Genomic DNA, 26,128 nt, shown 5'->3' on the forward strand with positions numbered 1-26,128 from the left:
CGTTACTCAGGGTTGTCCGCGAGGGATCTCGCCGCCCGGACGCAGTGGGCGAGCGCCTGGCGTGCGTAGGCGGGGGAAGCACCCGCCAGACCGCACGCCGGGGTCACCGTGACCGCCTCCGCGAGCAGCCCCGGGTGCAGGCCCAGCCTGCGCCACAGCGTCCTGACACCCATGACGCTACCGGCAGGGTCTGACAATGGGCCGTCCGTGCCCGGCACGACACCGGTGAACAGCCGCGTCCCGGCTTCGACGGCCTCGCCGATCGCCTCGTCGTCACGCTCGGTGAGGAGTGCGGCATCGAAGGAGACCGCTGCCGCGCCGGCCCGCCGCAGCAGCGCGAACGGCACGTCCGGGGCGCAGGAGTGGACGACCACGGGGCCGCCGCTGTGGGCACCGACGACGTCCCGGAGCGTGGCCTCGACCAGCTGCCGGTCCACGGCCCGGTGCGTGCGGTAGCCGCTGGCGGTGCGGACCCGGCCGCGCAGGACGGCGGTGAGCGAGGGTTCGTCGAGCTGCAGGACGATCCGGGCGCCCGGGACGCGGCGCCGCACCTCCGCGAGGTGCAGGCGCAGCCCCTCGGCGAGCGAGGCGGCGAGGTCCCGGCATGCGCCGGGGTCCGACAGCGCGGCCTCGCCGTTCTTCAGCTCCAGGGCGGCTGCCAGCGTCCAGGGCCCGACGGCCTGCACCTTCAGATCGCCCTCGTAGCCCTGCGTGAACTCCTCCAGGGCATCCAGGTCCTCGACCAGCCAGGACCGGGCCCGCCGGGTGTCCCGGCCCGGCCGGTCGCCGATCCGCCATCCGCTGGGCTCCACGCGCGCGTACAGCTCGACCAGCATCCCGGCGGTCCGCCCGATCATGTCGGCGCCGGGCCCGCGCGCGGGCAGCTCCGCGAGGAAGGGGAAGTCCTCGAAGGATCCGGTGGAGGTCTTGGCGGCCTCACGGGCGTCACCGCCGGGGAGGGACCCGACGCCGGTGGCGCCGGCGAACCTGAACACGCTGTTTTCGCTCACCGGGGCAGCCTACGGAACCCCGCGCCCGGGTCAGCGCCCCGGCCGGACCGTCAGGTCGTTGACCTCCGCGTCCCGCGGCAGGTCCAGGGCCATCACGATCGTCGTGGCGACCGACTCGGGGTCCATCCACCGGGAGGCGTCGTACTCCTTGCCCTCCTGCTGGTGGACCTTGGCCTGCATGGGACTGGCGGTGCGGCCGGGGTAGACCGTGGTGACCCGGACGCCGTTGCCGTGCTCCTCCTGGCGCAGCGAGTCGGCGAGGGCCTTCAGACCGTGCTTGGAGGCGGCGTACGCGGACCAGCCGGCGTTGGCGTTGAGGCCGGCGCCGGAGTTGACGAAGATCACCTGCCCGCGGGCGGCGCGGAGCTGGGGCAGGAAGTGCCGGGTCAGCTCGGCGGGGGCCACCAGGTTGACGTTGAGCTGGTGGCGCCAGGTCTTCGGGGTCAGGTCGCCGACCTCCCCGAGGTCCACGACCCCCGCGATGTGCAGCAGCGAGTCCACGCGGTCCGGGAGGGACTGGTGGGAGAACGCCCAGGACAGCTTGTCCGGGTCCGCGAGGTCGCCGACCAGGGTCCGGGCGCCCGGGTAGGCGGCGGCCAGTTCCTTGGCACGGCCCGCGTCGCGCGCGTGCAGCACCAGTTCGTCGCCGCGCGCGTGCAGCCGGCGGGCCACGGCCGCGCCGATGCCGGAACCGGCTCCGGTGATCACATGTGTAGCCATGCCCGCCATGCTCGCATCAGTGACCGGCGGCCTGCTCCTCCAGGTAGGCCAGCGCCCCGGCCGGCTCGTCCGCGAAGAAGACCAGCTCGGCCAGCGGGCGGGGCAGGAAGCCCTCGGCCTCCATGCGGCGGAACTGCTCGCGCAGGCCGTCGTAGAAGCCCGCCGTGTTCAGCAGCACGACCGGCTTCTCGGTGCGGCCGTGCTTCTTCAGCTCCAGGATCTCGGTGGCCTCGTCCAGGGTGCCGGTGCCGCCCACCATGATCACCACGGCGTCGGCCTTCTCCAGCAGCAGCTTCTTGCGCTCGGCGAGGTCGGCGGCGATCACCATCTCGTCGGCGCCGGGCCGCGCCTTGTTCGCCAGGAACTCCACGGAGACGCCCAGCAGCCTGCCGCCCGCCTCGTGCACACCGTCGGCGACCACCTTCATCAGGCCGACGTCGGAGCCGCCCCAGACCAGCGTGTGGCCGGCCTTGCCGAGCAGTTCCGCGAACTCGCGCGCGGGGCGCGTGTACCGCTCGTCGAGGTCGGCGGCGGACAGGAAGACGCAGATGTTCATGGGCTCTACCGTACGGTCCGCGGCCCGGCCGGGAAGAAGCGCGGCCCGTACGGTGCTGATCCGGTATGACCCATGGACACACGATCACGATCGACAAGAGCGAGCGGCACGTGCGCGTGGTGCACGGCGGCCAGGTGCTGGCCGAGACCGACCGCGCCCTGGAGCTGCGCGAGACGGGCTGTCCTGTGCGGTACTACATCCCCGCCGAGGACGTACGCCTCGATCTGCTGGCGCCCTCCGACACGCACACCGTCTGCCCCTTCAAGGGCACGGCGTCCTATTGGTCGCTGCCGGACGCGGCCGACCTCGTCTGGGCGTACCCGGACCCCTTGCCGCGGGTGGCGGAGATCAAGGACCACTACTGCTTCTACGAGCCCGACGTGTCGTGACCGATGAGCCGGGTGCCGTGCGGCAGTCTGCACGGCCATGGACAAGAAGACGACTTCCCGCGACGGCACCTCCCTCGCGTACGAAGTGACCGGCCGGGGGCCCACGGTGATCCTGGTGAGCGGCGCGATGTCCACCGGCGGCACGATGGCTCCCCTGGCCCACCGGCTCTCCGGCCGTTGCAGGGCCGTCGTCTACGACCGCCGGGGCCGCGGCGGGAGCGGGGACACGCCGCCGTACGAGGTGGCCCGCGAGGTCGAGGACCTGGCCGCGCTGACCGACGCCGTGGGCGGCGACGCCGCGCTCTTCGGGGTCTCCTCGGGCGGTGCGCTCGTCCTGGAGGCGGTGGCGAGCGGGCTGGCGGCCCGGCGGGCTGCGGTGTACGAGGTGCCGTACGCCGACCATCTGGAGGGCGGGGCCGCGCGGGAGGCCGTCTACAAGGAGCGGCTGAACACGGCGCTCGCTCAGGGCCGGCGCGGGGACGCGGTGGAGCTGTTCCTGCGCCTGACCGGCCTCGCGGAGGAGATGATCCAGGGCGCCCGTCAGTCCCCGATGTGGGCCGGCATGGAGGCCGTCGCCCCCAGCCTCGCCCACGACGACGCGGTCATGGGCGACGGCCTGCTCCCCCGGGCCCGGCTCGCCGCGATCCCCGTCCCCGTGCTGTCGGTCGCGGGCGGCGCGAGCCCGGAGTGGATGCGTACGGCGTCCCGGGAGATCGCGGAGACGGTCCCCCAGGGCACCTACCGGGTCCTGGAGGGCCAGACCCACATGGTGGAGCCGGACGTGCTGGGGCCGGTACTGGCGGAGTTCTTCGCGAGGTAGGCGCCCGGGCGGGCTGCGTCGGGGGATGTTCCGTCAGCAGCGGACGCCGAGCGGCTCGCCGCGTGCCTGCGCGCGCCGGCGGTACTCAGGCCGTCGCCGCCGCCGCGCGCGTGGTGGACGCGATCGTCGCCGAGCCCACCACACGGGTGCCGTCGTACAGCACGATCGCCTGGCCGGGGGCGACGCCGCGGACCGGCTCGGTGAACGTCACGCGCAGTTCGCCGTCGACCGGCTCGGCGGTGACCTCGGTCTCGCCGCCGTGAGCACGCAGCTGGGCGGTGTAGGTGCCGGGCCCGGTGGGGGCGGCGCCGCACCAGCGCGGCTTGATCGCGGTGAGGGCGGTGACGTCAAGGGCGGCGGCCGGGCCGACGGTGACCGTGTTGCTGACCGGGGAGATGTCCAGGACGTAGCGCGGCTTGCCGTCGGCGGCGGGCGTGCCGATCCTGAGCCCCTTGCGCTGGCCGATGGTGAAGCCGTACGCGCCCTCGTGGGTGCCCAGCTTGGCGCCGGACTCGTCGACGATGTCGCCCTCCGCCTTCCCGAGCCGCTTGGCCAGGAAGCCCTGGGTGTCGCCGTCGGCGATGAAGCAGATGTCGTGCGAGTCGGGCTTCTTGGCCACGGCCAGGCCCCGGCGCTCGGCCTCCGCACGGATCTCGTCCTTGGTGGTGACCGTGTCCCCGAGCGGGAACATCGCGTGCGCCAGCTGCTTGTCGTCGAGCACACCGAGGACGTACGACTGGTCCTTCGCCATGTCGGAGGCGCGGTGCAGCTCGCGGGAGCCGTCCTCGTTGACGATCACCTTGGCGTAGTGGCCGGTGCAGACCGCGTCGAAGCCGAGGGCGAGCGCCTTGTCCAGCAGCGCGGCGAACTTGATCTTCTCGTTGCAGCGCAGGCACGGGTTCGGGGTGCGGCCGGCCTCGTACTCCGCGACGAAGTCCTCGACGACGTCCTCGCGGAAGCGGTCGGCGAGGTCCCACACGTAGAAGGGAATGCCGATGACGTCGGCCGCGCGGCGGGCGTCGCGGGAGTCCTCGATCGTGCAACAGCCCCGCGCGCCGGTACGGAAGGACTGGGGGTTCGCGGAGAGCGCGAGGTGCACGCCGGTGACGTCGTGACCTGCTTCCGCGGCGCGCGCGGCGGCGACGGCGGAGTCGACCCCGCCGGACATGGCGGCGAGGACGCGGAGGGGGCGGGTGCGCTGCGGGGTGTCAGTCATAGCCCTTCCAGGGTACGGGGGCGTGGGAACCAGGTCCGCCGGACATCCGTTGGAGATCGCAGGGGCGTGCGACGGGGGTGACGGCGAGCGATGACGACGGGGGCGGCGATGGCTGCGGGGAAGGGCGCGGGGAAGGACGACTCGGACCGGCGGCCGAGCCGGCGGGTGCTGCTGGCCGGCGGGGCCGTGGCGGCGGTGGGTACGGCCGTGCTGGCCCGCGAGGAGCTGTCCCGGCTGTGGTGGCGGCTGCCGGGTGTGGAGAAGCCGCGGGTGGCGGGCGCGGTGGACTTCCGGGGCGCGCGGTGGGTGGCGGCGTCAGCTGCGAACTACCGGCGGGCGGACCGGCCGGCCGACTATCCGGTGGACCGTGTGGTCATCCATGTCACACAGGGCGGCTACGCGTCGGCGGTGAAGGTGTTCCAGGACCCGGCGCACGGTGCCGCGGCGCACTACATCGTGCGCAAGGACGGGCGGGTCACCCAGCTGATCCGGGAGCTGGACGTCGCCTTCCACGCGGGCAACCGGGGGTACAACGAACGCAGTGTCGGCATCGAGCACGAGGGGTTCGTGGAGAAGGCCGACTCCCTCACGGACGCGATGTACGCGTCCTCGGCGCGGCTGACGGCGGCGATATGCGGGCGCTACGGGATACCGGTGGACCGCGAGCACATCATCGGGCACGTGGAGGTCCCGGGGACCGACCACACGGATCCGGGGCCGTACTGGGACTGGGCCCGCTATCTGCGCCTGGTGCGCCGGGCCGGCTGACGGCGGAGCGGGGCGCGCTGCCCGGGCTCCGCGGGCCGGCTGACGGCGGAGCGGGGCGCGGTGCCCGGGCCCGCGTGACGACGAGGACCGGGCACGCCGGCCGCGCGACGCCCGGGCTCGGGCGCCCCGGCCCGCCGGCGAGGCGCTACGTCAGTCCCGCCGCGCGGGCCCGTTCCACCGCCGGGCCGATGGCCTTCGCCACCGCCTCGACGTCCGCCGCCGTGGAGGTGTGGCCGAGGGAGAAGCGGAGGGTGCCGCGGGCCAGGTCCGGATCGGTGCCGGTGGCGAGGAGGACGTGGCTGGGCTGGGCGACGCCCGCGGTGCAGGCGGAGCCGGTCGAGCACTCGATGCCCTGGGCGTCCAGCAGGAGCAGCAGCGAGTCGCCCTCACAGCCGGGGAAGGTGAAGTGCGCGTTGGCCGGCAGGCGGCCCCCGGGGGCCGGGTCGCCGCCGAGGATCGCGTCCGGGACCGCCGCACGGACGGCGTCGATCAGCTGGTCGCGCAGTGCGCCGATCTCGCGCGCGAACCACTCGCGCTGCTCGGCGGCGAGGCGGCCGGCCACGGCGAAGGAGGCGACGGCGGGTACGTCGAGCGTGCCCGAGCGGACGTGCCGCTCCTGACCGCCGCCGTGCAGCACGGGCACGGGTGAGTGCTCCCGGCCGAGGACGAGGGCGCCGATGCCGTACGGGCCGCCGATCTTGTGGCCGGAGACGGTCATGGCGGCCAGGCCCGAGGCGCCGAAGTCGACCGGGACCTGACCGAAGGCCTGCACCGCGTCGGCGTGCAGCGGTACGCCGAACTCGGCGGCGGCGTCGGCGAGTTCACGGACCGGCAGGATCGTGCCGATCTCGTTGTTGGCCCACATCACGGTGGCCAGGGCGACGTCGTCGGGGTTGCGGGCGATGGCCTCGCGCAGGGCCTCGGGGCGGACCCGGCCGTAGGAGTCGACGGGGAGGTACTCGACCGTGGCGCCCTCGTGCTCGCCGAGCCAGTGGACGGCGTCGAGGACGGCGTGGTGCTCGACGGGGCTGGCCAGCACGCGGGTCCGGGCCGGGTCGGCGTCGCGGCGGGACCAGTACAGGCCCTTGACGGCGAGGTTGTCGGCCTCGGTGCCGCCGGAGGTGAAGACGATCTCGCTGGGGCGGGCGCCCAGCGCTTCCGCGAGGGTCTCGCGGGATTCCTCGACCGTGCGGCGTGCCTGCCGGCCGGATGCGTGGAGGGAAGAGGCGTTGCCCGTGATGCTCAACTGGGCGGTGAGTGCCTCTGCCGCCTCCGGGAGCATCGGGGTCGTCGCGGCGTGGTCGAGGTAAGCCATGGTGAGGTGATTCTACGGCGCCCCCCGCGGTCGGCCTCGGCCCCGTCCCGGTTACGGCCCCGGGCACAGCGGGCTCCGCCGGCCGGGGCGCCTCGCCCAGGACTCGGTCGGCGGCGCACCCGGCACGGATACGCCCGCACCGGTGAGCACGGACCCGCCCGCTCCGGGGGCATGGACCCGCCCGCTCCGGTCGGCACGGACCCGCCCGCTCCGGTCGGCATGGATCCGCCCGCTCCGGTGGGCGCGGGCCGGGCTCACAGGCTCCAGGAGACCGTTCCCGAGATCTCCATCGCCGTCACCAGGACGGCGAGGTCGGCGACGCCCAGGGTCAGGCCGAGGTAGGCCCGGCCGCGGCGGGACGTGCCGCGCCAGAGGGCCACCGCGGCCAGCACGATGGCGATCGGGCCGAGGAAGAGGTTGAGGACGAGCAGGCCGAGGAGGCCGAGGATGAAGGACGCCACGGCCATGCCGTCGGCGTCGCGCGTGCGCGAACGGATGTCGGTGCGGCTCGGGGCCGGTGCGGTGAGGTGCATGGCTCTCAGCTCCTGATGGTCCTTCGAGTGGGTCAGTTGGCCGAGGTGTGCCGGCGGCGGCCGTGGCGCTCGCGCAGCGCGAAGACGCCGAGCCAGACGGCGATGACGGCGGCCAGGACGGCGGTGACGGTCAGTGGCGCGTGGGCGACGGTGCCCAGCACCACACCGAGCAGCATGAGTGCGGCGACGAGGAACAGCATGGGATCAGATCCCCCCTCCGAGATGCCTCGTGTTCAGCCGGTGTGAAGTTTCGGTGAACAGTTGTAGTAACAGTTGTTCACTGACTTCGAGTCTAGCGTGTCCGACGGCTTTTCAATTCCAGAGAACAGTTGTTAACTGATGACATGAGTCACACCCTCGGCATCCGGCAGGCCCAGAAGCAGAAGACCCGGCAGGCGTTCCTCGACGCGGCGCTCGCGCTGCTCGAGGAGCAGAGCCTGAGCAGCCTGGGCCTGCGCGAGGTCACCCGGGCCGTCGGGGTCGCCCCGACCGCCTTCTACCGGCACTTCCGCTCGACCGCCGACCTCGGTGTGGCGCTGGTCGACGAAGCGCTGGGCAGCCTGCACCCGATGGTGCGGACGACGGTGTCCACCACGGGCGACAGCGAGGAGCGCATCTGGCGTGCCATCGAACTGATCGCCCGTCATGTGGACGCGTACCCCGCACACGTCCGTTTTATCGCCCGTGAACGGCACGGCGGGGTCCAGCCGGTACGCGAGGCCATCCGGGCCCAACTGGTCCGGTTCGCCGAGGAGGTGAAGACCGAGCTGGCCAAGGACCCGGAGGCGGCGGGCTGGAGCGACGACGACCTGCTGATGCTCGCGCACCTCTACGTGGACCAGATGCTCATCACCGCGTCCTTGTTCCTGGAGGCGCTGGAGGCCCCGGCGGAGGAGCGGGAGCGGGTGACGCAGCTCGCCACCCGCCAGCTGCGGCTCATCACCATCGGCCGCGGCCACTGGCTGGACTGAGCCGGCGCGTACGCCCGCCCCGCCCAGCCGCGCATACGCCCGTCCCGCCCCAGCCGCGCATGCGCCCGTCCAGGCCGGCCCGGCCCGCCCCGGCTTCCGTGTGCCTGCCCCGCCCGGCCGCGCGTTCAGGCGCCCGGCGGGCGGCCCTCCCCCTCGTACAGGGCCGTGACGGACCGGGCCCCGGCCAGCAGTTCGGCGCGCGCCTCAGGCGGGTCCAGGACCTCCACCCGGTCGGAGAACGCGAGGAGCTGGCGTACCGCGCGGAGCGACGGGTAGACCAGCCGGGCGGTGACCCACTCGCCGGCGCCGTCGTCGTCGGGGGGCGCCTTCAGCATCGAGGCCGTGATCCGCTGGAACATGTCGAGGAACTCGCGCCGAAGCCGGACGGTGACCTCGACGCCGCCCTCGCGCTCCTCCACCTGGCGGCGCAACGCCTCCCACGCGTCCGCGAGTTCGATCCCGGGCCGGCGCCGGACCGGCTCGTCCAGCAGCCGGGCGGTGCGCACCCGGTCGGCGCGGAACAGCCGGGGCCGGCCGCGCCGGTCGGCGACGAGGTACCAGACCCCGGCCTTGGCGACCAGGCCGTAGGGGTCCACGGTGTAAGTGCGGGGCTCCCGCTCGCCGCCGTGCCGGTAGCGCAGCCGCAGGCGCCGGTCGGAGAACACGGCGTCCTGCAGCGCCTGGAGGTCGACGGCCTGCTGCGGGCCGCTCAGCCAGCGGGTGGCGTCGACCAGGATGCGCCGGCTGGTCACCTCGGCGGCCGGCCGGTACGGAGCCGGCAGAGCGGCCATCACCTTGCGCAGGGCGGAACCGAGGGCGGCTTCGAGGCCGAGCGCCGCGTGGGCGTCCTGCGTGGCGAGGATGAACAGGGCCCGGGACTCGTCGGCGGTGAGCCCGGTGACGTCGGTGCGGAAGCCGGCGAGGAGTTCGATGCCGCCGTGCCGGCCGCGCTCGGCGTACACCGGGACGCCGGAGGCGGACAGCGCCTCGATGTCCCGGTAGATGGTCCGGACCGACACCTCGAGCCGGTCGGCGAGTTCGTGCGCGGGGACGCGGCCGCGGGTCTGCAGGAGCAGCAGGATCGACAGCAGGCGGTCGGACTTCACGCGCCCAGAGTCCCGCCGTCGTACGGGCTTTCGCAAATGCTGACGGAAGTTGTCAGGTTATCCCGGGACCCTCGTCGCACCGACCACCGAGGGAGAGCCACACCATGACCACCACCGGCTTCACCGACCCGCGTCCCGTCTACGCCCGTGCCACCGAGCAGGCGGCGGCACTGGTCAAGACGGTGCGCCCCGAACAGCTCGACGGCCCCACGCCCTGTACCGAGTTCGACGTCCGCGGCCTGCTGGGGCACATCGTCGGCGGCACCCGGCGGATCGCCGTCGTCGGTGAGGGCGGCGACGGACTCGCCGTCGACCCGTCCGCCGAGGGCGTCGCGGACGACGGCTGGGCCGCGGCCTACGACGAGGTGCGCGTGCGCGTGCTGAAGGCCTGGGAAAGCGACGAGCGGATGACCTCCCCGGTGCGCGTGCCGTGGGGCGAGGTCCCCGGCCACGCGGCGCTGTCGGGCTATGTCATGGAGATCGTCACCCACACCTGGGACCTCGCCGAGGCGCTCGGCCACCCGCACGAACTCGATCCGGAGCTGGCCGAGTTCGCCCTGGCCACCGCGCAGCAGGTGCTGCCCGACTCGCGGCCCCGCGACGCGCAGACCCCCTTCGGGGCACGCCGGCCGGCCCCCGAAGGAGCCGGCCCCTACGCGGAACTGGCCGCCTGGCTGGGCCGCACGCCGCTCGACCGGGCCTGAGGCACCCGCGCGAGCGGGCCTGAGGCACCCGCGCGAGCGGGCCTGAGGCACCCGCCCGACCGGGACCGGCGCGCCCCCCGACCGGGACCGGCGCGCCCGTTCGGCCGGGACCGGCGCGCCCGCCCGACCGGGACGGCGCGCCCGTGCGGCCGGGGCACGGATCCCCGGTCCGGCGCCACGGGGTTCTCGTTCAGCCGAGCCTGACGCGGGCGAGCTGGCGGGACTGCGCGACCAGGCGGTCCTCGCTGTCCCAGACCTCGGCGTCCTCCTCCAGGAAGCCCCCGGCGAGGTTGCGGGTGGTGATCGACACGCGCAGCGGGCCGGGGGCCGGGCGGTGCCGGACGTGGACGGTGAGTTCCACCGTCGGCACCCAGCCCTTGAGGCCGATCTCGAAGGCGGTGGGCGGCAGGGCGTCCACCGTGAGGAGCAGCGACAGCGGGTCGGCGTCACGACCGTCGGCCAGGCCGAACCAGGCGCGCATCTCGCCCTTGCCCGAGGGCGCGCCGAGCGCCCAGCCGAGGGTGGCGGGGTCCAGCTTGAGCATCAGACGGTCGGTGATGGCCGAGCTGCCGGGGATGGGAGCCGGTGCGTCGTCCGGGCCGAAGCACTGCTCCAGCGGCGGGATCGGGGGTGGGGCGGCCGTCGTGCGGACGTCGTCGGGGAGGGTGGTGAGGTCACCGTAGGAGGCGAGGACGCGGATGCGTTCGACCTCGTTGCCCTCGTCGTCGCACTGGAAGAGCGAGGCCTGGCCGGTGGAGAGGGTGCGGCCGGTCCGGACGGTCTCGGTGCGGACGACCGCCGGGCCGGGCTGCGAGGCGGTCAGGTAGTGCGCGGACACGGTGAACGGGTCCGGGTGCGGAAGGGTGTCCGCGAGGGCCCGGCCGAGCACGGACAGCAGGTAGCCGCCGTTGACGGCGTTGATGATGGTCCAGCCGGCCGAGAGGTCGATGTCGTAGACACCGGGCTCGCGCCGGGTGACCGCGGTGTCGCGGTCGAACTCGCTGTCGCCGGCCACGGCCCGCGGCGGCGGTCCTCCCGCTCGAGCGAGGCCGAGAGCGGGAGACGGGGCGGAAGCTGCTTCTGGCATGCCTGAACGGTACAACAGGTGATTACTAAGCGGTAGCTTTTTGTGTGACGGCCGGATGACGGGATCCGGCCACGGGGTGTGATTCCGGAAACTTCTCGGCAAGTGTCCGGACACGTCCACAACCGGGCGCCGCCGTTTCCCCTCTATCGGGACATGAGCCTCACCGGGACTCCGTTCCTCTACACGACGGTCGTGCTGTCCGTGATCGCCCTCATACTCCCGCTCGTCCTGTGGTCGCGGATGCGCGGCCCCAGCGTGCTGCGGGCCGCGGGCCGGGTCGTGATGCTGCTCTTCGCCCAGGGCACGGCCGTCACGCTGGTCTTCGTCCTGGTCAACAACCAGAACAACCTGTACGACAACTGGGCCGACCTGCTCGGCACCGGGAACCACGTCCCGCGCGCCGCCGATCTCGGCCGGGACGGCACCGGCGGCATCTCGGTGAAACGATTGCCCAAGATCAAGCAGACCTTCGAGCCGGCCCGGGGTCCCCGCATGCACGCGGCCGGCGGAGTACGGGTCACCCAGCTCGAGGGCCGGATCTCGGGTGTGAACGCCGAGGTCTACGTCTGGCTGCCGCCGCAGTACGACGACCCGGCCTACCGCCACGAGAAGTTCCCGGTGGTGGAGCTGCTGCCGGGCTACCCCGGTTCGGCGAAGGCCTGGTTCGGCTCGATGAGGACCCACCAGCAGCTGCTGCCGCTGATGAGGAGCGGACAGGTGGCGCCGTTCATCCTGGTCGCGCCGCGCACCAATCTGCTGGCCGGCGTGGACACCGGCTGTGCCAACATCCCGGGCCAGGTCAACGCCGACAGCTGGCTCAGCCTCGACGTGCCGAAGATGGTCACGGACAACTTCCGCGCCCTGCCGGCCCCCCGGGGCTGGGCGGTGGCCGGGTACTCGGCGGGCGCGCACTGCGCGGTCAAGCTGGCCGTGGCCCACCCCGACCGGTACCGGGCCGCGGTGAGCATGTCCGGTTACAACGACCCGATCGGCGAGCGCAACTCCCTCGCCGCCCAGACCCCCGCCCTGCGCGCGGCGAACAACCCCTTCCTGCTGCTGAGGAAGGCGGCCGTACCCCCGCGGGTCGCGGTGTACGCCTCCGGCGAACCCGGTGACGGCTACCAGGCGGGGACGGCCCTGGAGTCCATCGCCAAGGCGCCGACCACCGTGCACGTGGTGTTCCTGCCGCGCAGCGCGGGCGGGCACAACATGGCGCTGTGGCGGCCGCAGGTCCCCGCGGCGTTCCGCTGGCTGACTCTGCAGATGGGCCAGAACCGGGCCTACGGACAGGACGGGTCGCCCGCCGGAGCTACTCCTCGGTCACCGTCGACCGGCGGTTCCACGCGCGAGGCGCTCGCCAGTGGAACCGCATCGCGAGCAGGCGCAGCACGAAGGCCGTGACGACCGCGAGCCCGCTGGTGAACGGGGTGAGGGCGTCGTAGCGGAGGCACAGCACGACCATGGTGGCGCCGACGATCGCCGGAACCGCGTAGAGGTCACGGTCCCAGCGCAGCAGCGAGGGCACCTCATTGGCCAGTACGTCCCGGAGCACACCGCCGCCGACGGCGGTGGCGAGGCCCAGTGTCGCCGACGCGGTCAGGCCGAGTCCGTAGCTGTACGCCTTCGTCGTGCCGCTCACACAGAACAGGCCGAGGCCCGCCGCGTCGAAGACCAGCACGGCAGCCTGGATGCGTTCCACGTGCGGGTGCAGGAAGAAGACGACGAGCGTGGCGAGCAGCGGGGTGAGGAAGTACCCGAGGTCGGTGAAGGCGGCCGGGGGCGTGGCCCCGATCACCAGGTCGCGGAACAGTCCCCCGCCCAGCGCGGTGACCTCGGCGAGGACGGCGATGCCGAAGACGTCGAAGTTCTTCCGGACGGCCAGCAGCGCGCCGGAGATCGCGAACACGAAGATGCCGATCACATCGAGCGTGTGCTGGACGGAGGGACTGAAGAGTTGCTGGAGCTGCACCCTGACATTCTCTCCTGTCAGAGGGTGTGAACCTTACAAAGCCAGGCTCACAGGGCAGGTTTCCCTGGCGTGAACAGCCAGGTGCCGAAGAGATCGTCCAGCTGCTGCCCGCTGACGTGCTCGGCGAGGCGCACGAAATCGTCGGTGTCCGCGTTGCCGTACCGGTGCAGCTTCGTCCAGGCCGGCAGCAGCCTGAAGAAGGTGGTGTCGCCGATGCGCTCACGCAGCACCTGGAGCGTCATCGCGCCGCGCTGGTAGACGGCCGAGGCGAACATCGTGTCCCGCTGCGGGTCGCCGGGCGCGATCTGCCAGAAGGGGGAGTCGGCGGGGCGGCCGTTGTAGGCGGCGAGGAAGGAGTCGTGGGCGGAGCGGGTGCCCTGGTGCTCGGCCCACAGCCACTGGGCGTAGCTGGCGAAGCCCTCGTTGAGCCAGATGTCCTTCCACTGCGCCACGCTCACCGAGTCGCCGAACCACTGGTGGGCCAGTTCGTGCACGATCGTCGACTCGCTGCGCACCGCCGAGTAGGCGGGCTTGCTCTGCACCTCCAGCGAGAACCCGGCCTCGGGCATGTCGTCCACGATGGCGCCGGTCTCCTCGAACGGGTACGGCCCGAAGACCTGCGACCAGTAGTCGGTGGCGGCGGCGGTGACGGCGTACACGTCGACGCCGTTGCCGCCCTTCAGGACGGGGTCGACGGCCACGTAGATCGGGATGCCGCCGGGCGTCCGCCCGGTGCGCACGTCGAACTTGCCGATGGTCGCCGTGGCGAGGTACGTGGCCATCGGCCTGCTCTCCCGCCAGTGGGTGTACGTCGAGCCGTTGCGGTCGTACGTCGACACCAGCCGGCCGTTGGAGACGGCGGTCAGACCGGCCGGGGCCTTGATCCGGATGTCGTAGGTGGCCTTGTCGGCAGGGTGGTCGCTGGACGGGAACCAGGTGGAGGCGGCGTTGGGCTCGCACGCGACGAAGACTCCGTCGGCCGTCTTCATCCAGCCGTACTCGGAGCCGAACACGATGGGCCCGCCGAGGGGCTCCGGTACGCCGCCGTACGTGACGGTCACCGTGAACCCGCGCCCCTCGCGCAGGCGGTGCCGCGGGGTGACGGTGACCTCGTCGCCGTCACGGGTGAAGTCCGCGCGTCTGCCGTCGACCACGATCCGCGTGATCTCCAGCCGCTGGAGGTCGAGGTCGAAGGAGGAGAGGGTGCGGGTGGCGCGCGCGGTGAGGGTCGTACGGCCGTCGAGGCGGCCGGTGCCGGGGTCGTAGGCGACGTCGAGGTCGTAGTGGCGGACGTCGAAGCCGCCGTTGCCCAGCCGGGGGAAGTAGGGATCGCCGATGCCGGGGGCGCCCGGGGCCGGGGCCGCGGAGGCGGCGATGACGAGGAAGGAGGCCGCCGCGGTGGCGAGGGCCCCCAGACGTGCCGAACGGGAGAGTGCCATGAGTCGTCCCTTTCAGGCATGTGCCGGTCAGTGACTGACACGGACGACTCTGCGCTCTCCCGTCCGGGCATGTGCATGACTTTGCCCAGTCGTCATGTGCTACTTGTCGGTTGACTCCTGGGACTCCGCCTCGGCCGACTCCCCGGACTCCGCCTCGGCCGACTCCTGGTCCCCGGCTTCGGCCTGACGACCCGTCTCCTCGGCGGCAGCCTCCGGCTCCCCGGAGGGAGCGTCGGCACCGGCACCGGTACCGGCGGCGGGGGCCTCGGCAGCGTCCTCGGCAGCGGGAGCGGCCTTCTCGGTGGAGACCTTGGCACCGGGCCCGGTCTTCTCCGCGGACGCGGCTCCCCCGGCAGCGGAAGCCTCGGCCTTGCCGGACGCGGCGGCCTCCTCAGAGGCGGCAGCCTCCTCGGACGCGGCGGCTTCCTCGGACGCGGCGGCCTTGTCGGTCGCCGCCGGCTCCTTCTCCACCGGACCGCCGCCGGCGACCGCGTCCGGGACCAGTTCCGACGCCTTCTTCGCCGCCGACAGCAGAACCGTGTCCTGCGGAGCCTGGTCGGCGAAGTTCTCCGGGTGGTGGCAGGCGACCCGCTGACCCGGCGTCAGCTCCACGAGCTGCGGCTCGGTCGTCTTGCAGATCTCCGTCGCCTTCCAGCAGCGGGTGTGGAAGCGGCAGCCCGACGGCGGGGCGATCGGGGACGGGACGTCACCGCGGAGCAGGATGCGCTCGCTCTTGGCCCCCCGGCGCTTCGGGTCCGGCACCGGCACCGCCGACATCAGCGCCTTGGTGTACGGGTGCATCGGCCTCTCGTACAGCGAGGTACGGTCGGCCAGCTCGACGATCTTGCCGAGGTACATCACCGCGATCCGGTCCGAGACGTGCCGGACGACCGAGAGGTCGTGCGCGATGATCACGTAGGTGAGGCCGAGTTCCTGCTGGAGGTCGTCCATGAGGTTGACGACCTGCGCCTGGATCGACACGTCGAGCGCGGAGACCGGCTCGTCGGCCACGACCAGCTTCGGCTTCAGGGCGAGCGCGCGGGCGATGCCGATGCGCTGGCGCTGGCCGCCCGAGAACTCGTGCGGGTAGCGGTTGTAGTGCTCCGGGCTGAGGCCGACCAGCTCGAGGAGCCGCTGGACCTCCTTCTTCACCCCGCCCTCGGGCTCGACGCCCTGGAGCCGGAAGGGCGCCGAGACGATCGAGCCGATGGTGTGCCGGGGGTTCAGGGAGCCGTACGGGTCCTGGAAGATCATCTGGATGTCGCGGCGCAGCGGGCGCATCTGCCCGGTCGACAGCCGCGTGATGTCCCGGCCCTCGAAGGTGATCTGGCCGCCGGTCGGGTCCTGGAGGCGGGTGATGACCCGGCCCATGGTCGACTTGCCGCAGCCCGACTCGCCGACCACGCCCAGGGTCTCGCCCTTGCGGACCTCGAAGTCGATGCCGTCGACGGCCTTCACGGCGCCGACCTGGCGCTGCAGGATGCCCTTCTTGATCGGGAAGTGCTTGGTCAGACCCTCGACCTTGAGCAGCACCTCACGGTCCGCGGAGCCTTCGGCCGCCGACGCCTGCTGCGGGATCACAGCCTCGTCCGTCTTCTTGGTCTCACTCACAGCTTCGGCGCAATCTCTTCGGTCCAGATCCGCTGGCGGTCCTCGGCCGAGAGGTGGCAGGCGGACCAGTGCCCGGTGCTCACCTGCTCCAGCTCGGGGCGCACCGTGCGGGTGACGTTCCCCTTGGGGATGTCCGCGTACGGGCAGCGCGGGTTGAAGGCGCAGCCCGAAGGGACGTTGATGAGGCTCGGCGGGGAGCCCTTGACCGGGATGAGCCGTTCGGAGGTCTCGCGGTCGATGCGGGGCATCGAGCCGAGCAGGCCCCAGGTGTAGGGGTGCTGCGGCTGCTCGAAGACCTCGCCGGCCGGACCCCGCTCCACGCACCGGCCGCCGTACATCACGAGGACGTCGTCGGCGATCTCGGCGACCACACCGAGGTCGTGGGTGATCATGATGACCGCGGAGCCGAACTCCTTCTGCAGGTCGCGGATCAGGTCGAGGATCTGTGCCTGGACGGTCACGTCGAGGGCGGTGGTCGGCTCGTCCGCGATGAGCAGCTCGGGGTTGTTCACCAGCGCCATGGCGATCATGGCGCGCTGGCGCATACCGCCGGAGAACTCGTGCGGGTAGCCGTCGACACGCTTGGCGGGCTCGGGGATGCCGACCCGGTCGAGCATCTCGATGGCCCGCTTGCGGGCGACCTTCTTGCTGACGTCGTGGTGCACCCGGTAGGCCTCGACGATCTGGTCGCCGATCTTGTAGTAGGGGTGCATAGCGGACAGCGGGTCCTGGAAGATCATCGCCATCTCGCGGCCGCGGAGCTTGCGCACCTCGTCCGGGGCGGCGTTGACCAGTTCCTTGCCGTCCAGCCAGATCTCGCCGGACATCCGCACGTTCTTGCCGCGGGTGCCGAGCCGGTGCAGGCCCATGATGGCCAGCGAGGTGACGGACTTGCCGGAGCCGGACTCGCCGACGATGGCGAGGGTCTGGCCCTTCTCCAGCGAGAAGCTGACCCCGTCGACGGACTTGACCACACCGTCGTCGGTCGGGAAGTGCACCTTGAGGTCGCGGACCTCCAGGAAGGCTTCGGGTGCCTGGCGGCCGGACGTGGGCTCGCCCACTGCGGCGCCGGTCTTGGAGAGTTCGGTCACGAGAGCCTCACCCGCGGGTCGGCGGCGGCGTAGAGCACGTCCACCACAAGATTTGCGATCACGACGAAGAAGGCGGCGAGCAGGGTCACGCCGAGGATCTTGGGCAGGTCGTTGTCGGTGATGCCCTGCACCGCGTACTGGCCGATGCCGTGCAGCGAGAACACCGATTCCGTGATCACGGCACCGCCGAGCAGCAGGCCGATGTCCATGCCGAAGACGGTGATGATCGGGGTGAGGGCGGCGCGCAGTCCGTGCCGGGTGATGACGGTGCCCTCCCGCAGGCCCTTGGCGCGGGCCGTGCGGATGAAGTCCTCGTTCATCGTCTCGAGCATGCCCGAGCGGGTGAGCCGGGCGTAGATGGCGGAGTACAGCAGCGCGAGCGAACACCACGCGGGGAAGAGGGTGTTGGCCCACTGCGAGGGGTTCTCCGTGAGCGGGACGTATTCGCTGCCGAAGATCGGCCACTGGTACCTGAAGAGCAGGATCGCCAGGTTGCCCGTGAAGAACATGGGCAGTGAGACGCCGGTGAGCGCGATGCCCATGAAGGCGCGGTCGAGAACCGAGCGCGGCTTCAGCGCGGAGATGACACCGGCGATCACACCGGAGACCAGCCACAGCACGGCGGCACCCACGGCGAGCGAGAGTGTGATCGGAAGGCGGGAGGTCAGCTCCGGCCAGACTGCCTGGTGGTTCTTGAAGGAGTAACCGAAGCAGGGTGCGTCGCAGTGCACCGTGGTGGGACCGATGCTGTAGTCGGCGCCGGCCACGATCCCCTTGATGAAGTGCCAGTACTGGACGTAGACGGGCTGGTCCAGACCCAGGTTGTGCTTCACCGCGGCGATGTCCGCCTTCGACGGAGCCTTGCCGATGTACTGCTGCGCCAGCTGATCCGCTGTCTGGCCGGCGAGCCGTGGCAGCAGGAAGAAGATGGCAAAGGTGACCGCGGAGACGACCAGCAGCAGGATCACTGCCGCGAACGTCCGGCGGAGGATGTACGAGATCACGGGGACCGGCGCTGGTGCCCGCGGGCCGCGAAGCCCGCGGGCACCAATGCCTTCACCTGCCTTCCGGGGCTGCTACTTCGACGCGACGCCGATGTTGAGGTAGTCGTACTGACCGCTGAAGGCCGCCGTGGAGACCAGGTTGGTGTAGTTCTGCGGTCGGGCGAGCAGGACCTTGAAGTAGGTCAGCGGGACCAGGACGGCGTCGTCCATGGTCTTCTTGTCGATCTGCGTGTAGAGGCTGTTGCGCTCGGTAGTGTCCTGGGTGCCGATCGCCTTGCCCAGCAGAGCGTTGACGTCCTTGTTGTCGTACTGCGCCAGGTTGGTGTTGCCGGACTGGCTGATCGCCTTGCCGTTCAGGATCTGCTGCAGGAAGCCGTAGCCGGAGGGCCAGTCGGCACCCCACTGCATCATGATCAGACCGAGGTTCTGCTTCTCGGTGAACTTCGGCACACCGGCGTAGTCGGTGAAGTACTTGCCGGACGGGTACTGCTTCAGGCTGGCGTTGATGCCGACCTTCTTCAGCGAGTTGATGATCGCCGTGGCGGCGTCGATCTCCTGCGGACGGTCCGAACGGGCCGAGATGTTGGTGGAGATGGACGACTTGCCGCAGGCCTTCAGCTGCTCCTTGGCCTTGGCGACGTCACCCTTGTTGCCGGAGGTCGCGTAGACGTCCGACTTGGCGTAGCCGGGGATGTCCGGCGGCAGCACGGTGGACGCGATCTCACCGCGGATCGGGCCGCCCTCGGCGGTCTGCACGGAGACCTTGTCGATCGCGTACTGCACGGCCTTGCGGCACTCGATCTTGTCGAACGGCGCGACCTTGGTGTTGATCGCCATGTAGACGAGACGACCGCCGAAGGTGTTGTCGGTGCCTGCCTTCTTGTCCGGGTCGGTGACGACGTCGGCCTGGGTGGAGGCCTGGACACCGGCTCCGGCCAGGTCGATCGCCTTGCCGGCGAGGACGTCCTGGTCGATCGTCTCCGGGTTGACCTTCAGGTTGACGACGATCTTGTCCGGCAGCTGCTTGCGCAGCGGGTCGGTCTTCGCGTCCCAGTTCTCGTTGCGCACCAGGACGGCCTGCTTGCCGTCCTCGTAGCTCTGGAACTTGTAGGAGCCGGAGGACACGATGTGCTTGACGTAGTCGACGCCCTTGTCCTTGGCCTGGGGCACCGGCGCCGTCTGCGGGGCGGCGACCAGGTAGTCGAACTCCTGGAAGGCCTGCTTCAGGTGGAAGACGACCGTGGTGTCGTCCGGCGTCTCGATGGAGGACAGGCCCTTGGCGCTCTTGTCCTTGTAGGGGCCCTTGTACTTGTCGGCGTCGGCCATGAACTGCTGGAAGTAGTTCGGGCCGAGGGAGAGCACGTCACGCGCGAAGTTGGAGCGCTCGACGGCGTACTTGACGTCCTTCGAGGTGATCGGCGAACCGTCCTCGTACTTCAGGCCGGGACGCAGCTTGTACGTCCAGGTCTTGCCGCCGTCGCTCGGGACGCCCTTACCCGCCGCGAGGTCCGGGACCAGGGTGTTGCCCTCTTCGCCGGCGCCCGGCTTGAAGGTCATCAGCGGGCGGGCCCACAGCCGGCTGAGGTTGTACATGTACGCGTAGTAGGTGTTGCCCGGGTCGAACGAGTCCGGGACGTCGGACAGCTCGTAGGTGAGCGTGCCGCCCTTCTTGTCCGACGCGTTGACGACGCCCTTGGTCGCGGCGTTGGCCCCGGCCGACTTGGTGTTGCCGTTCTCGTTCTTGTTGTCATCGGCCTTGCTGCAGCCGGCAATAAGCAGGCTGGCGGAGCCGATGGCCGCGATCGCGGCCAGCGCTGACCTTCGCATGATGGGCGCTTTCCCCTCCATTGTCGGAAACTTTTCGGGCTCTCTGCGGCCGGCGTCAGCGGCTGCGCGGGTCGAGAGCATCACGGAGACCGTCACCGAGCAGGTTGAACGCCAGCACGGTCACGAAGATGGCGAGTCCAGGGACGATCATGAACTGGGGGTCGACCTTGTAGAAGTTGACCGCCTCGCGGAGCATGCCGCCCCAGGACGCCTGCGGGGGCTGGATGCCGACGCCGAGGAAGCTCAGGGACGCCTCGAAGAGGATGTTGGTCGGGATGAGCAGCGTCGAGTAGACGATGATCGGGCCGACCAGGTTGGGCATCAACTCGCGGAAGAGGATGTACGGCGCCTTGGCGCCCATGCCCCGGGAGGCGTCGACGAACTCGCGCTCACGCAGGGCGAGGGTCTGACCGCGCACGATCCGGCCCAGGTAGGGCCAGTTGAAGAAGCCGATGACGAAGATCAGCACACTCAGGTGGAGCGGCAGTCCGTTGAGGCCGAAGGCGCCGCCTTGCAGCGTGGCGGAGATGGAGATGGCGAACAGCAGGAGGGGGAAGGCGAGGAAGGTGTCCATCAGCCGGCTGATGATCGAGTCGACCCGTCCGCCGTAGTAGCCCGCGATGACGCCCATGATGGCGCCGATCACGTTGGACAGGATGGTGGCGCCGAAGGCGACCACCAGCGACACCCAGGAGCCCTCCAGGACGCGGGTGGCGATGTCCCGGCCGAACTTCGGGTCCACGCCGAGCGGGTGGTCCGCGCTCATGCCGCCCCAGCTGCCCTTGGGCAGGGAGGTGTTGGGGTCGATCAGGTCCTGGTTGAAGGCGTTGGGGTCGAGCCCGAGCAGGGCCTGGATGGGCCGCGAGAGGATCGCGAGGAGGATCAGCAGGATCACGATGATGCCGCCCGCGACGGCGACCCTGTCCTTCTTGAACCGGTTCCAGGCGATCTGCCCCAGGGAACGACCCTCGATCTGCCCCTTACCGGCACCCTCCAGCACAACCTCCGGCTGTGCCTCGGCTGCCGCCCCGGTGGTCTCGATCGGTGCGGTCACGGTGAGCGACCCCTCTCGCCGGTGGTGACCGGCCTGCGCCTGCCGCGGATTGCGGCTTTGTCGACTTGCCATCGATCACGAGGTCTCCGCCTCGTGTCTGAGTCGCGAGTCTTCAGCGTCGCCGCGATCACCCGCCAGAGCTGGCGTCGAAAGTATGCGCAACCGTGATGCAGTGAAGGGGATTCCGTTATCCGAACAGTGGGTAACGACCCTCGGACGTGGGTCAGTTGGGGCGGAATGGCGAATTTGCACTGTTCTGGACGTAGCGCCGGGATCTACGCGCGCAGAAGTGTGTCGGCCGTGTAAATTCTGCGCCCGGGCCCCAAGAGGCCCCTTGTGCGGGCTCGTTGATCAGTAGCCGCCGTGCACCGGAGGGTAGCCGTAACCGGCCGCCGGGGCCTGCGGCGACGTGGGGGCCTGCAGCTGGGGCTGCGGCGCGGCGGCGTGGGCCTCACGGTCGTAGAAGGGGCGCGCGTTGGCCCGCATCCACATCACCACCGGGTCGTAGTCGTCGGTCATGGCGACCGTCGACACCGGCAGTCCCTCCGGGACCGCACCGACGGACTGCTGCATCATCGCGCGCACCGAGTCGACGGCGGCCGGCGAGGTGTCGTACACGTCGAGGCCGATGACGAGGTACGGCGCCCCGAGCGCCGGCTGCACCCAGGCGCGGCGCAGGGTGCGGAGGGCCGGGGTGCGGTGGGCGTTCTGCGCGAGCAGGGCGTAGAACTGCGGGATCTCGATGCCGGGCTCCGACAGGCGGAGCGGGCCGGCCGGCTGGCGGTCCAGGCCGGTGGCGATGCGGCGCAGGTCGAGCCAGGGGATGCCGACGCCGCCGCCCGGGGCGTGCGGGTTGAGCCAGAGGCCGTAGTGGTCCGGGTAGAGGGTGCGGGCCACGTCCAGGCCGTCGGCCACCTCGTAGGAGCGGTTCCAGCCGCTGGCCGACAGCTCCTGGGCGGAGGTGACACACGGGGCGTAGTGGGAGCCGTCGACCTCCATGTCCCCGTACTGGGCGTCCGGGGAGCCGGCCTGACCGTGCCACAGGAGCATCCAGATCTGGCCGGAGGAAGGGGTGACGAGGGCGCGGAGCAGGGCCTCGTAGGCGTCGTAGCGTCCGGGCGTGACCTGGCGCAGCGTGTTCTCCACGCTGCCGCTGTGGCTCGCGCTCACCTGTCATGCCCTTCTCTGTCAGTGCCCCGCGTTCGGAGACAGCTTATGCGCCCGGTGGCTCGGGGCCTTCGGTTCGTGCGCGCGTGCGGGTGTGCGGTGGGGACGCGCGCGGCTCCCCGCGCCCCCGGAGCCCGCTGCCCCACGGCCCGCTGATCAGTGTCCGTACTGATAGAAGGGGCGGACGTTGTCCTTCAGCCAGCCGGCCACCGGGTCGTCGGTCACGTCCAGCAGGACCAGGTTCACCGGCCACTTGACCGGGACTTTGCCCAGGGCCTTGCCCAGGGCCTCCAGCGGACGGGCGCGCAGGTCACCCTCCCACTGGGAGAGTTCGACGCCCACGAACATCACCGGGTCGGCCGTCTCGACGGCGGCCAGGCAGCGGCGGGCGGTGCGGACCACGCCCGTCTCGGCGAACTCGGCCGAGGCGGCGGCGAGGAAGTCGACCGGGTCGTCCTGCCAGTCGGGCTCGAAGAGCCGGACCCGGCCGCCGGTGCCGGGGCCGTCGAGCGGGGTGCGCCCCGCGCGGCACAGCTCGGCCACCGCCTCGGGCGGCAGCGGTATGCCGACCACACCGCCCGGGTTCACGGCCATGCCCGCCTGCGGCGGCAGCCCCTGGGCGAACTCGACGGCGGGGGCGATGGTGTACGACATGTGGGAGCCGGCCACCTGGCGCAGCTGCTCCTCGGAGCTGAACACCGGGACGTACACCTGGCCCTCGATCTCGAGGGTGGGCAGGTCCAGCGGGCCGCTGTCCGGGCCGCCGCCGCCGGGCAGCGGGATCCACAGGAAGCTGCGGCCGAGCACCTCGACGATCCGGCCGCCCGCCGAGGGGACGCCGAGGGAGGCCGACAGCGCCTCCTCCAGCTCGTTGCCGGGCCAACCGCCGTGCGGGTGGGGGTGCGCCTGTGCCGGGAAGTCCGCGGGAAAGTCCGCCGGGAAGTCCATCTGCCTACCGCCTGCTGGTCATCACTGCTGTGAGCAAGAAGGCTAGCGGGTGGCTGTGACAGCCCCTCACCGAGTGAAGCCGACGCGGCTCAGCACGCCCGCGGCGTCCCGGTCCAGCAGCACCGCCGAACCGCAGCCGGCGGGCAGCTCGCCCTTCTCCACCGCGCGCAGCAGACGGTCGGTCGCCCGGCGGTGCCGGCTGAAGGCGTAGCGGGAGACGCCCCGGCCGCGCTCGCGCTGGCCCTGCCGGGCCGTCTCGGGGTGCACGTCGAGCAGGAGCAGGTGCAGGGTGCCGCCGCGGCGCCGGGCCTCACGGGCCAGCCAGGCGCGCACCCAGGCCTGGGTGCCGCAGTCGTGCACGACGATCCCCTCGCCGGTGCGCAGGGCACGGCGCAGTCCGGCGTAGTGGGCGAGGCGGACCAGCGGGCGGTAGAGCGCGTAGGGGAGGCGGCGGGGGACGCGGGCGTCCCAGCGGTCGCGGGTGTCCTGGGAGTCGATGCGGTGGCCGGTGACCGCGCGGTGCATGAGGGTGGACTTGCCGCTGCCGGGCAGGCCGGTGATCACCACCAGGTCGCCGGCGCCGAAGAGCAGGGCGTGCGGGCTGCGGCCGGCGCGGTCGCGCAGGTCGCGGACGACCGGTGCGGTCCGGTCCGCGCAGTGCTCGCGGGCCGGGGCGGAGGGCTGCTTCGGCATCGCGATGCCGGCGTTCGTGGCGTAGGCCGAGGTCCTGTTCACCGTGATCGTCCTCCCCATGGGCTCGGTCCCTCTCATGCCCGTTGTATGTAAAGAGAAGGTAATGGGCAACGGTAGGGGGTTCGTGCGCGTAGTGCCACAGCTCGGTTACAGATGCGGGGCCCTGACGGGTGGGGGTGCGGCGTGCAATGATGTGGCCGCCAACTGCATACCGGCCGTTTGAATCCGCGCGGGAGAGTTCCCAGCAGCCTTCGCTGGGGCGCCGAAGGAGCAAGTCCCTCCCTTGAATCTCTCAGGCCCCGTTACCGCGCGGGCGAGGCACATCTGAAAAGCGGGCCGCTGTGTCAGTGGCCCCACCCAAGGTGCAAGCCGTGGTCGTCCCTGTGGCGGTCGCGGCGAACCTCTCAGGTTCCGATGACAGATGGGGAGGAAGTTCCTCGCCCTCCCCCACGCTCGGCATTCGCTCGCGCGGGGGGACCCCATGTCTGCCCTGGGAGACGACCGACCGATGAGCAGTACAGAACTCCGCCATACCGCGCTCGACGCCGTGCACCGCTCGCTGGGCGCGACGATGACCGACTTCGCCGGCTGGGACATGCCCCTGCGCTACGGCTCCGAGCGCGACGAACACCTCGCCGTGCGGACGAAGGCCGGTCTCTTCGATCTCTCCCACATGGGCGAGATCACCGTCACCGGCGCCGAGGCGGCCGCCCTCCTGAACCACGCCCTGGTGGGCAACATCGCCTCGGTCGGCGTCGGACGCGCCCGATACACCATGATCTGCCAGGCCGACGGCGGCATCCTGGACGACCTGATCGTCTACCGGCTCGCCGAGACCGAGTACATGGTCGTGGCCAACGCCTCCAACGCCCAGGTCGTGCTGGACGCGCTGACCGAACGCGCCGCCGGCTTCGACGCCGAGGTCCGTGACGACCGGGACGCGTACGCGCTGCTCGCGGTACAGGGTCCTCAGTCCCCCGGCATCCTGAAGTCCCTCACCGACGCCGACCTGGACGGTCTGAAGTACTACGCCGGCCTGCCCGGCACCGTCGCCGGCGTCCCGGCGCTGATCGCCCGCACCGGTTACACCGGCGAGGACGGCTTCGAGCTGTTCGTGAAGCCGGAGCACGCCGTGGAGCTGTGGCAGGCGCTGACCAAGGCCGGCGAGGGCGTCGGTCTGGTCCCCTGCGGTCTGTCCTGCCGGGACACGCTCCGCCTGGAGGCGGGCATGCCGCTGTACGGGCACGAGCTGACCACCGCGCTGACCCCCTTCGACGCCGGCCTCGGCCGCGTGGTGAAGTTCGAGAAGGAAGGCGACTTCGTCGGGCGCGCGGCGCTGACCGAGGCCGCCGCCCGCGCGCAGGAGAACCCGCCGCGGGTCCTCGTCGGGCTGATCGCCGAGGGCCGCCGCGTCCCGCGCGCCGGGTACGCCGTCGTCGCCGGCGGCGAGGTGATCGGCGAGGTCACCTCGGGCGCCCCCTCCCCCACCCTGGGCAAGCCGATCGCCATGGCGTACGTCGACGCCGCGCACGCGGCGCCGGGCTCCGCGGGCGTCGGCGTGGACATCCGAGGCAGTCACGAGCCGTACGAGGTCGTGGCGCTGCCGTTCTACAAGCGCCAGAAGTAGACACTGGGCGCGGAACGTCCCCGTGACGTGACCCTGCGCACATTTCCGCTGCTCACGAGCAGTTCCAGCAGTCCCCCTTTCACCACCACTCCCGCGCGTACAGGAGAATTCAGGCCATGAGCAACCCCCAGCAGCTGCGCTACAGCAAGGAGCACGAGTGGCTGTCGGCCGCCGAGGACGGCGTTTCGACGGTCGGTATCACCGAGTTCGCGGCGAACGCGCTCGGCGATGTGGTCTACGCCCAGCTCCCCGAGGTCGGCTCCACGGTCGCCGCGGGCGAGACCTGTGGTGAGCTGGAGTCGACCAAGTCCGTCTCGGACCTGTACTCGCCGGTCGCCGGCGAGGTCACCGAGATCAACGAGGACGTCGTCAACGACCCGTCGCTGGTGAACTCCGCCCCCTTCGAGGGCGGCTGGCTGTTCAAGGTACGCGTCACCGAGGAGCCGGCCGACCTGCTCTCCGCCGACGAGTACGCCGCCCACACCGCCGGCTGAGGAGTCGTA

27 protein-coding genes and 2 riboswitches are annotated in these 26,128 nt (G+C 71.4%); of the genes, 8 read left to right on the plus strand and 19 right to left on the minus strand.

The features are described from left to right. Positions 1 to 2 precede the first annotated feature (2 nt). The 3 genes from JK359_RS32615 to JK359_RS32625 are packed head-to-tail and all read right to left on the minus strand — an operon-like array spanning position 3 to position 2,286. Complete coding sequence (locus JK359_RS32615) at positions 3 to 1,010, minus strand: methionine synthase (protein WP_201843208.1); 1,008 nt, start codon at positions 1,008 to 1,010, stop codon at positions 3 to 5. A 30-nt stretch (positions 1,011 to 1,040) separates the two neighbouring features. Beyond that, a complete protein-coding gene (locus tag JK359_RS32620) occupies positions 1,041 to 1,739 on the minus strand; it encodes an SDR family oxidoreductase (protein WP_201843209.1) in 699 nt (232 codons plus the stop codon). A 7-nt stretch (positions 1,740 to 1,746) separates the two neighbouring features. Then, on the minus strand, positions 1,747 to 2,286 hold the full coding sequence (locus JK359_RS32625; protein WP_201843210.1) for an LOG family protein: 540 nt from the start codon (positions 2,284 to 2,286) through the stop codon (positions 1,747 to 1,749). Between the two features lie 65 nt (positions 2,287 to 2,351). Here JK359_RS32625 and JK359_RS32630 point away from each other — a divergent pair, with 65 nt between their 5' ends. Together JK359_RS32630 and JK359_RS32635 are read left to right on the plus strand one after the other, a co-directional pair. Then, on the plus strand, positions 2,352 to 2,675 hold the full coding sequence (locus JK359_RS32630; RefSeq protein WP_201843211.1) for a DUF427 domain-containing protein: 324 nt from the start codon (positions 2,352 to 2,354) through the stop codon (positions 2,673 to 2,675). 37 nt (positions 2,676 to 2,712) lie between these two features. Continuing rightward, entirely contained in the window at positions 2,713 to 3,495 is a 783-nt protein-coding gene (locus JK359_RS32635; RefSeq protein WP_201843212.1) for an alpha/beta fold hydrolase, read from the plus strand. A gap of 85 nt (positions 3,496 to 3,580) precedes the next feature. On the opposite strand, the gene mnmA is transcribed toward JK359_RS32635, so the two are convergent. Continuing rightward, positions 3,581 to 4,711 carry a tRNA 2-thiouridine(34) synthase MnmA gene (gene mnmA / locus JK359_RS32640; RefSeq protein ID WP_201843213.1) on the minus strand — a complete coding sequence of 377 codons (1,131 nt, stop codon included), beginning with the start codon at positions 4,709 to 4,711 and terminating at the stop codon, positions 3,581 to 3,583. Between the two features lie 108 nt (positions 4,712 to 4,819). Between mnmA and JK359_RS32645 the strand changes: the two genes are divergently transcribed. Then, positions 4,820 to 5,479 carry an N-acetylmuramoyl-L-alanine amidase gene (locus tag JK359_RS32645; RefSeq protein WP_201843214.1) on the plus strand — a complete coding sequence of 220 codons (660 nt, stop codon included), beginning with the start codon at positions 4,820 to 4,822 and terminating at the stop codon, positions 5,477 to 5,479. Between the two features lie 145 nt (positions 5,480 to 5,624). Here the strand turns inward: JK359_RS32645 and JK359_RS32650 are convergent, their stop codons facing one another. From JK359_RS32650 to JK359_RS32660, 3 genes are all read right to left on the minus strand, one after another. Continuing rightward, entirely contained in the window at positions 5,625 to 6,794 is a 1,170-nt protein-coding gene (locus tag JK359_RS32650) for a cysteine desulfurase family protein (RefSeq protein WP_201843215.1), read from the minus strand. Positions 6,795 to 7,048: 254 nt separating this feature from the next. Next, positions 7,049 to 7,327 (minus strand): DUF4190 domain-containing protein, encoded by a 279-nt coding sequence (locus tag JK359_RS32655; protein ID WP_201843216.1) that lies wholly within the window; start codon positions 7,325 to 7,327, stop codon positions 7,049 to 7,051. 32 nt (positions 7,328 to 7,359) lie between these two features. After that, complete coding sequence (locus tag JK359_RS32660; RefSeq protein ID WP_201843217.1) at positions 7,360 to 7,527, minus strand: hypothetical protein; 168 nt, start codon at positions 7,525 to 7,527, stop codon at positions 7,360 to 7,362. A 144-nt stretch (positions 7,528 to 7,671) separates the two neighbouring features. Here JK359_RS32660 and JK359_RS32665 point away from each other — a divergent pair, with 144 nt between their 5' ends. Then, entirely contained in the window at positions 7,672 to 8,298 is a 627-nt protein-coding gene (locus JK359_RS32665) for a TetR family transcriptional regulator (RefSeq protein WP_201843218.1), read from the plus strand. 125 nt (positions 8,299 to 8,423) lie between these two features. Here the strand turns inward: JK359_RS32665 and JK359_RS32670 are convergent, their stop codons facing one another. Further along, positions 8,424 to 9,404, minus strand: a complete 981-nt coding sequence (locus JK359_RS32670; RefSeq protein ID WP_201843219.1) for a helix-turn-helix transcriptional regulator — start codon at positions 9,402 to 9,404, stop codon at positions 8,424 to 8,426. Positions 9,405 to 9,508: 104 nt separating this feature from the next. Here JK359_RS32670 and JK359_RS32675 point away from each other — a divergent pair, with 104 nt between their 5' ends. Further along, complete coding sequence (locus JK359_RS32675) at positions 9,509 to 10,108, plus strand: TIGR03086 family metal-binding protein (RefSeq protein WP_201843220.1); 600 nt, start codon at positions 9,509 to 9,511, stop codon at positions 10,106 to 10,108. A gap of 190 nt (positions 10,109 to 10,298) precedes the next feature. Here the strand turns inward: JK359_RS32675 and JK359_RS32680 are convergent, their stop codons facing one another. Next, positions 10,299 to 11,195, minus strand: a complete 897-nt coding sequence (locus JK359_RS32680) for a thioesterase family protein (RefSeq protein WP_236678804.1) — start codon at positions 11,193 to 11,195, stop codon at positions 10,299 to 10,301. A 153-nt stretch (positions 11,196 to 11,348) separates the two neighbouring features. On the opposite strand from JK359_RS32680, the gene JK359_RS32685 reads away from it, so the two are divergent. Further along, complete coding sequence (locus JK359_RS32685) at positions 11,349 to 12,596, plus strand: alpha/beta hydrolase (protein WP_201843221.1); 1,248 nt, start codon at positions 11,349 to 11,351, stop codon at positions 12,594 to 12,596. On the opposite strand, the gene JK359_RS32690 is transcribed toward JK359_RS32685, so the two are convergent. The 10 genes from JK359_RS32690 to JK359_RS32735 form a co-directional block, all read right to left on the minus strand. Further along, positions 12,505 to 13,164: a trimeric intracellular cation channel family protein gene (locus JK359_RS32690; RefSeq protein WP_201843222.1), complete on the minus strand. Its 660-nt coding sequence runs from the start codon at positions 13,162 to 13,164 to the stop codon at positions 12,505 to 12,507. The two genes, JK359_RS32685 and JK359_RS32690, sit on opposite strands and share 92 nt — an antisense overlap. Before the next feature lie 47 nt (positions 13,165 to 13,211). After that, the gene (locus tag JK359_RS32695) at positions 13,212 to 14,603 is read right to left on the minus strand and encodes a M1 family metallopeptidase (protein WP_201843223.1); all 1,392 of its coding nucleotides are present in this window, start codon (positions 14,601 to 14,603) and stop codon (positions 13,212 to 13,214) included. A 99-nt stretch (positions 14,604 to 14,702) separates the two neighbouring features. Beyond that, the gene (locus JK359_RS32700) at positions 14,703 to 16,214 is read right to left on the minus strand and encodes an ABC transporter ATP-binding protein (protein WP_307788370.1); all 1,512 of its coding nucleotides are present in this window, start codon (positions 16,212 to 16,214) and stop codon (positions 14,703 to 14,705) included. Next, positions 16,211 to 17,305 carry an ABC transporter ATP-binding protein gene (locus JK359_RS32705; RefSeq protein ID WP_201843224.1) on the minus strand — a complete coding sequence of 365 codons (1,095 nt, stop codon included), beginning with the start codon at positions 17,303 to 17,305 and terminating at the stop codon, positions 16,211 to 16,213. Before JK359_RS32705 ends, JK359_RS32700 begins: the two co-directional genes overlap by 4 nt. Further along, positions 17,302 to 18,309: an ABC transporter permease gene (locus JK359_RS32710; RefSeq protein WP_201843225.1), complete on the minus strand. Its 1,008-nt coding sequence runs from the start codon at positions 18,307 to 18,309 to the stop codon at positions 17,302 to 17,304. Before JK359_RS32710 ends, JK359_RS32705 begins: the two co-directional genes overlap by 4 nt. A gap of 72 nt (positions 18,310 to 18,381) precedes the next feature. After that, a complete protein-coding gene (locus tag JK359_RS32715) occupies positions 18,382 to 20,136 on the minus strand; it encodes an ABC transporter substrate-binding protein (RefSeq protein WP_443729092.1) in 1,755 nt (584 codons plus the stop codon). A gap of 55 nt (positions 20,137 to 20,191) precedes the next feature. Next, a complete protein-coding gene (locus JK359_RS32720) occupies positions 20,192 to 21,190 on the minus strand; it encodes an ABC transporter permease (RefSeq protein ID WP_201843227.1) in 999 nt (332 codons plus the stop codon). Between the two features lie 351 nt (positions 21,191 to 21,541). After that, positions 21,542 to 22,360 (minus strand): enhanced serine sensitivity protein SseB C-terminal domain-containing protein, encoded by an 819-nt coding sequence (locus tag JK359_RS32725; protein WP_201843228.1) that lies wholly within the window; start codon positions 22,358 to 22,360, stop codon positions 21,542 to 21,544. 153 nt (positions 22,361 to 22,513) lie between these two features. Continuing rightward, a complete protein-coding gene (locus tag JK359_RS32730) occupies positions 22,514 to 23,305 on the minus strand; it encodes an enhanced serine sensitivity protein SseB (protein ID WP_201843229.1) in 792 nt (263 codons plus the stop codon). A gap of 66 nt (positions 23,306 to 23,371) precedes the next feature. Beyond that, complete coding sequence (locus JK359_RS32735; protein ID WP_201843230.1) at positions 23,372 to 24,040, minus strand: AAA family ATPase; 669 nt, start codon at positions 24,038 to 24,040, stop codon at positions 23,372 to 23,374. Positions 24,041 to 24,218: 178 nt separating this feature from the next. Then, a riboswitch (glycine riboswitch) is annotated at positions 24,219 to 24,316 on the plus strand. Then, a riboswitch (glycine riboswitch) is annotated at positions 24,317 to 24,429 on the plus strand. It abuts the riboswitch before it with no gap. Positions 24,430 to 24,506: 77 nt separating this feature from the next. Between JK359_RS32735 and gcvT the strand changes: the two genes are divergently transcribed. Together gcvT and gcvH are read left to right on the plus strand one after the other, a co-directional pair. Then, positions 24,507 to 25,625 carry a glycine cleavage system aminomethyltransferase GcvT gene (gene gcvT / locus JK359_RS32740; protein ID WP_201843231.1) on the plus strand — a complete coding sequence of 373 codons (1,119 nt, stop codon included), beginning with the start codon at positions 24,507 to 24,509 and terminating at the stop codon, positions 25,623 to 25,625. A 116-nt stretch (positions 25,626 to 25,741) separates the two neighbouring features. Next, positions 25,742 to 26,119: a glycine cleavage system protein GcvH gene (gene gcvH / locus JK359_RS32745; protein WP_201843232.1), complete on the plus strand. Its 378-nt coding sequence runs from the start codon at positions 25,742 to 25,744 to the stop codon at positions 26,117 to 26,119. Positions 26,120 to 26,128 lie beyond the last annotated feature (9 nt).

The organism is Streptomyces actinomycinicus (assembly GCF_016741775.1).
GTDB lineage: Bacteria > Actinomycetota > Actinomycetes > Streptomycetales > Streptomycetaceae > Streptomyces > Streptomyces actinomycinicus.

Coding starts and splice junctions, on each gene's coding strand:
- JK359_RS32620 (WP_201843209.1), bottom strand. CDS start 1,739: ATGGCGGGCATGGCTACACATGTGATCACCGGAGCCGGTTCCGGCATC.
- JK359_RS32625 (WP_201843210.1), bottom strand. CDS start 2,286: ATGAACATCTGCGTCTTCCTGTCCGCCGCCGACCTCGACGAGCGGTAC.
- JK359_RS32630 (WP_201843211.1), top strand. CDS start 2,352: ATGACCCATGGACACACGATCACGATCGACAAGAGCGAGCGGCACGTG.
- JK359_RS32635 (WP_201843212.1), top strand. CDS start 2,713: ATGGACAAGAAGACGACTTCCCGCGACGGCACCTCCCTCGCGTACGAA.
- mnmA (WP_201843213.1), bottom strand. CDS start 4,711: ATGACTGACACCCCGCAGCGCACCCGCCCCCTCCGCGTCCTCGCCGCC.
- JK359_RS32645 (WP_201843214.1), top strand. CDS start 4,820: ATGGCTGCGGGGAAGGGCGCGGGGAAGGACGACTCGGACCGGCGGCCG.
- JK359_RS32650 (WP_201843215.1), bottom strand. CDS start 6,794: ATGGCTTACCTCGACCACGCCGCGACGACCCCGATGCTCCCGGAGGCG.
- JK359_RS32655 (WP_201843216.1), bottom strand. CDS start 7,327: ATGCACCTCACCGCACCGGCCCCGAGCCGCACCGACATCCGTTCGCGC.
- JK359_RS32660 (WP_201843217.1), bottom strand. CDS start 7,527: ATGCTGTTCCTCGTCGCCGCACTCATGCTGCTCGGTGTGGTGCTGGGC.
- JK359_RS32665 (WP_201843218.1), top strand. CDS start 7,672: ATGAGTCACACCCTCGGCATCCGGCAGGCCCAGAAGCAGAAGACCCGG.
- JK359_RS32675 (WP_201843220.1), top strand. CDS start 9,509: ATGACCACCACCGGCTTCACCGACCCGCGTCCCGTCTACGCCCGTGCC.
- JK359_RS32680 (WP_236678804.1), bottom strand. CDS start 11,195: ATGCCAGAAGCAGCTTCCGCCCCGTCTCCCGCTCTCGGCCTCGCTCGA.
- JK359_RS32685 (WP_201843221.1), top strand. CDS start 11,349: ATGAGCCTCACCGGGACTCCGTTCCTCTACACGACGGTCGTGCTGTCC.
- JK359_RS32695 (WP_201843223.1), bottom strand. CDS start 14,603: ATGGCACTCTCCCGTTCGGCACGTCTGGGGGCCCTCGCCACCGCGGCG.
- JK359_RS32715 (WP_443729092.1), bottom strand. CDS start 20,136: ATGCGAAGGTCAGCGCTGGCCGCGATCGCGGCCATCGGCTCCGCCAGC.
- JK359_RS32730 (WP_201843229.1), bottom strand. CDS start 23,305: ATGGACTTCCCGGCGGACTTTCCCGCGGACTTCCCGGCACAGGCGCAC.
- gcvT (WP_201843231.1), top strand. CDS start 24,507: ATGAGCAGTACAGAACTCCGCCATACCGCGCTCGACGCCGTGCACCGC.
- gcvH (WP_201843232.1), top strand. CDS start 25,742: ATGAGCAACCCCCAGCAGCTGCGCTACAGCAAGGAGCACGAGTGGCTG.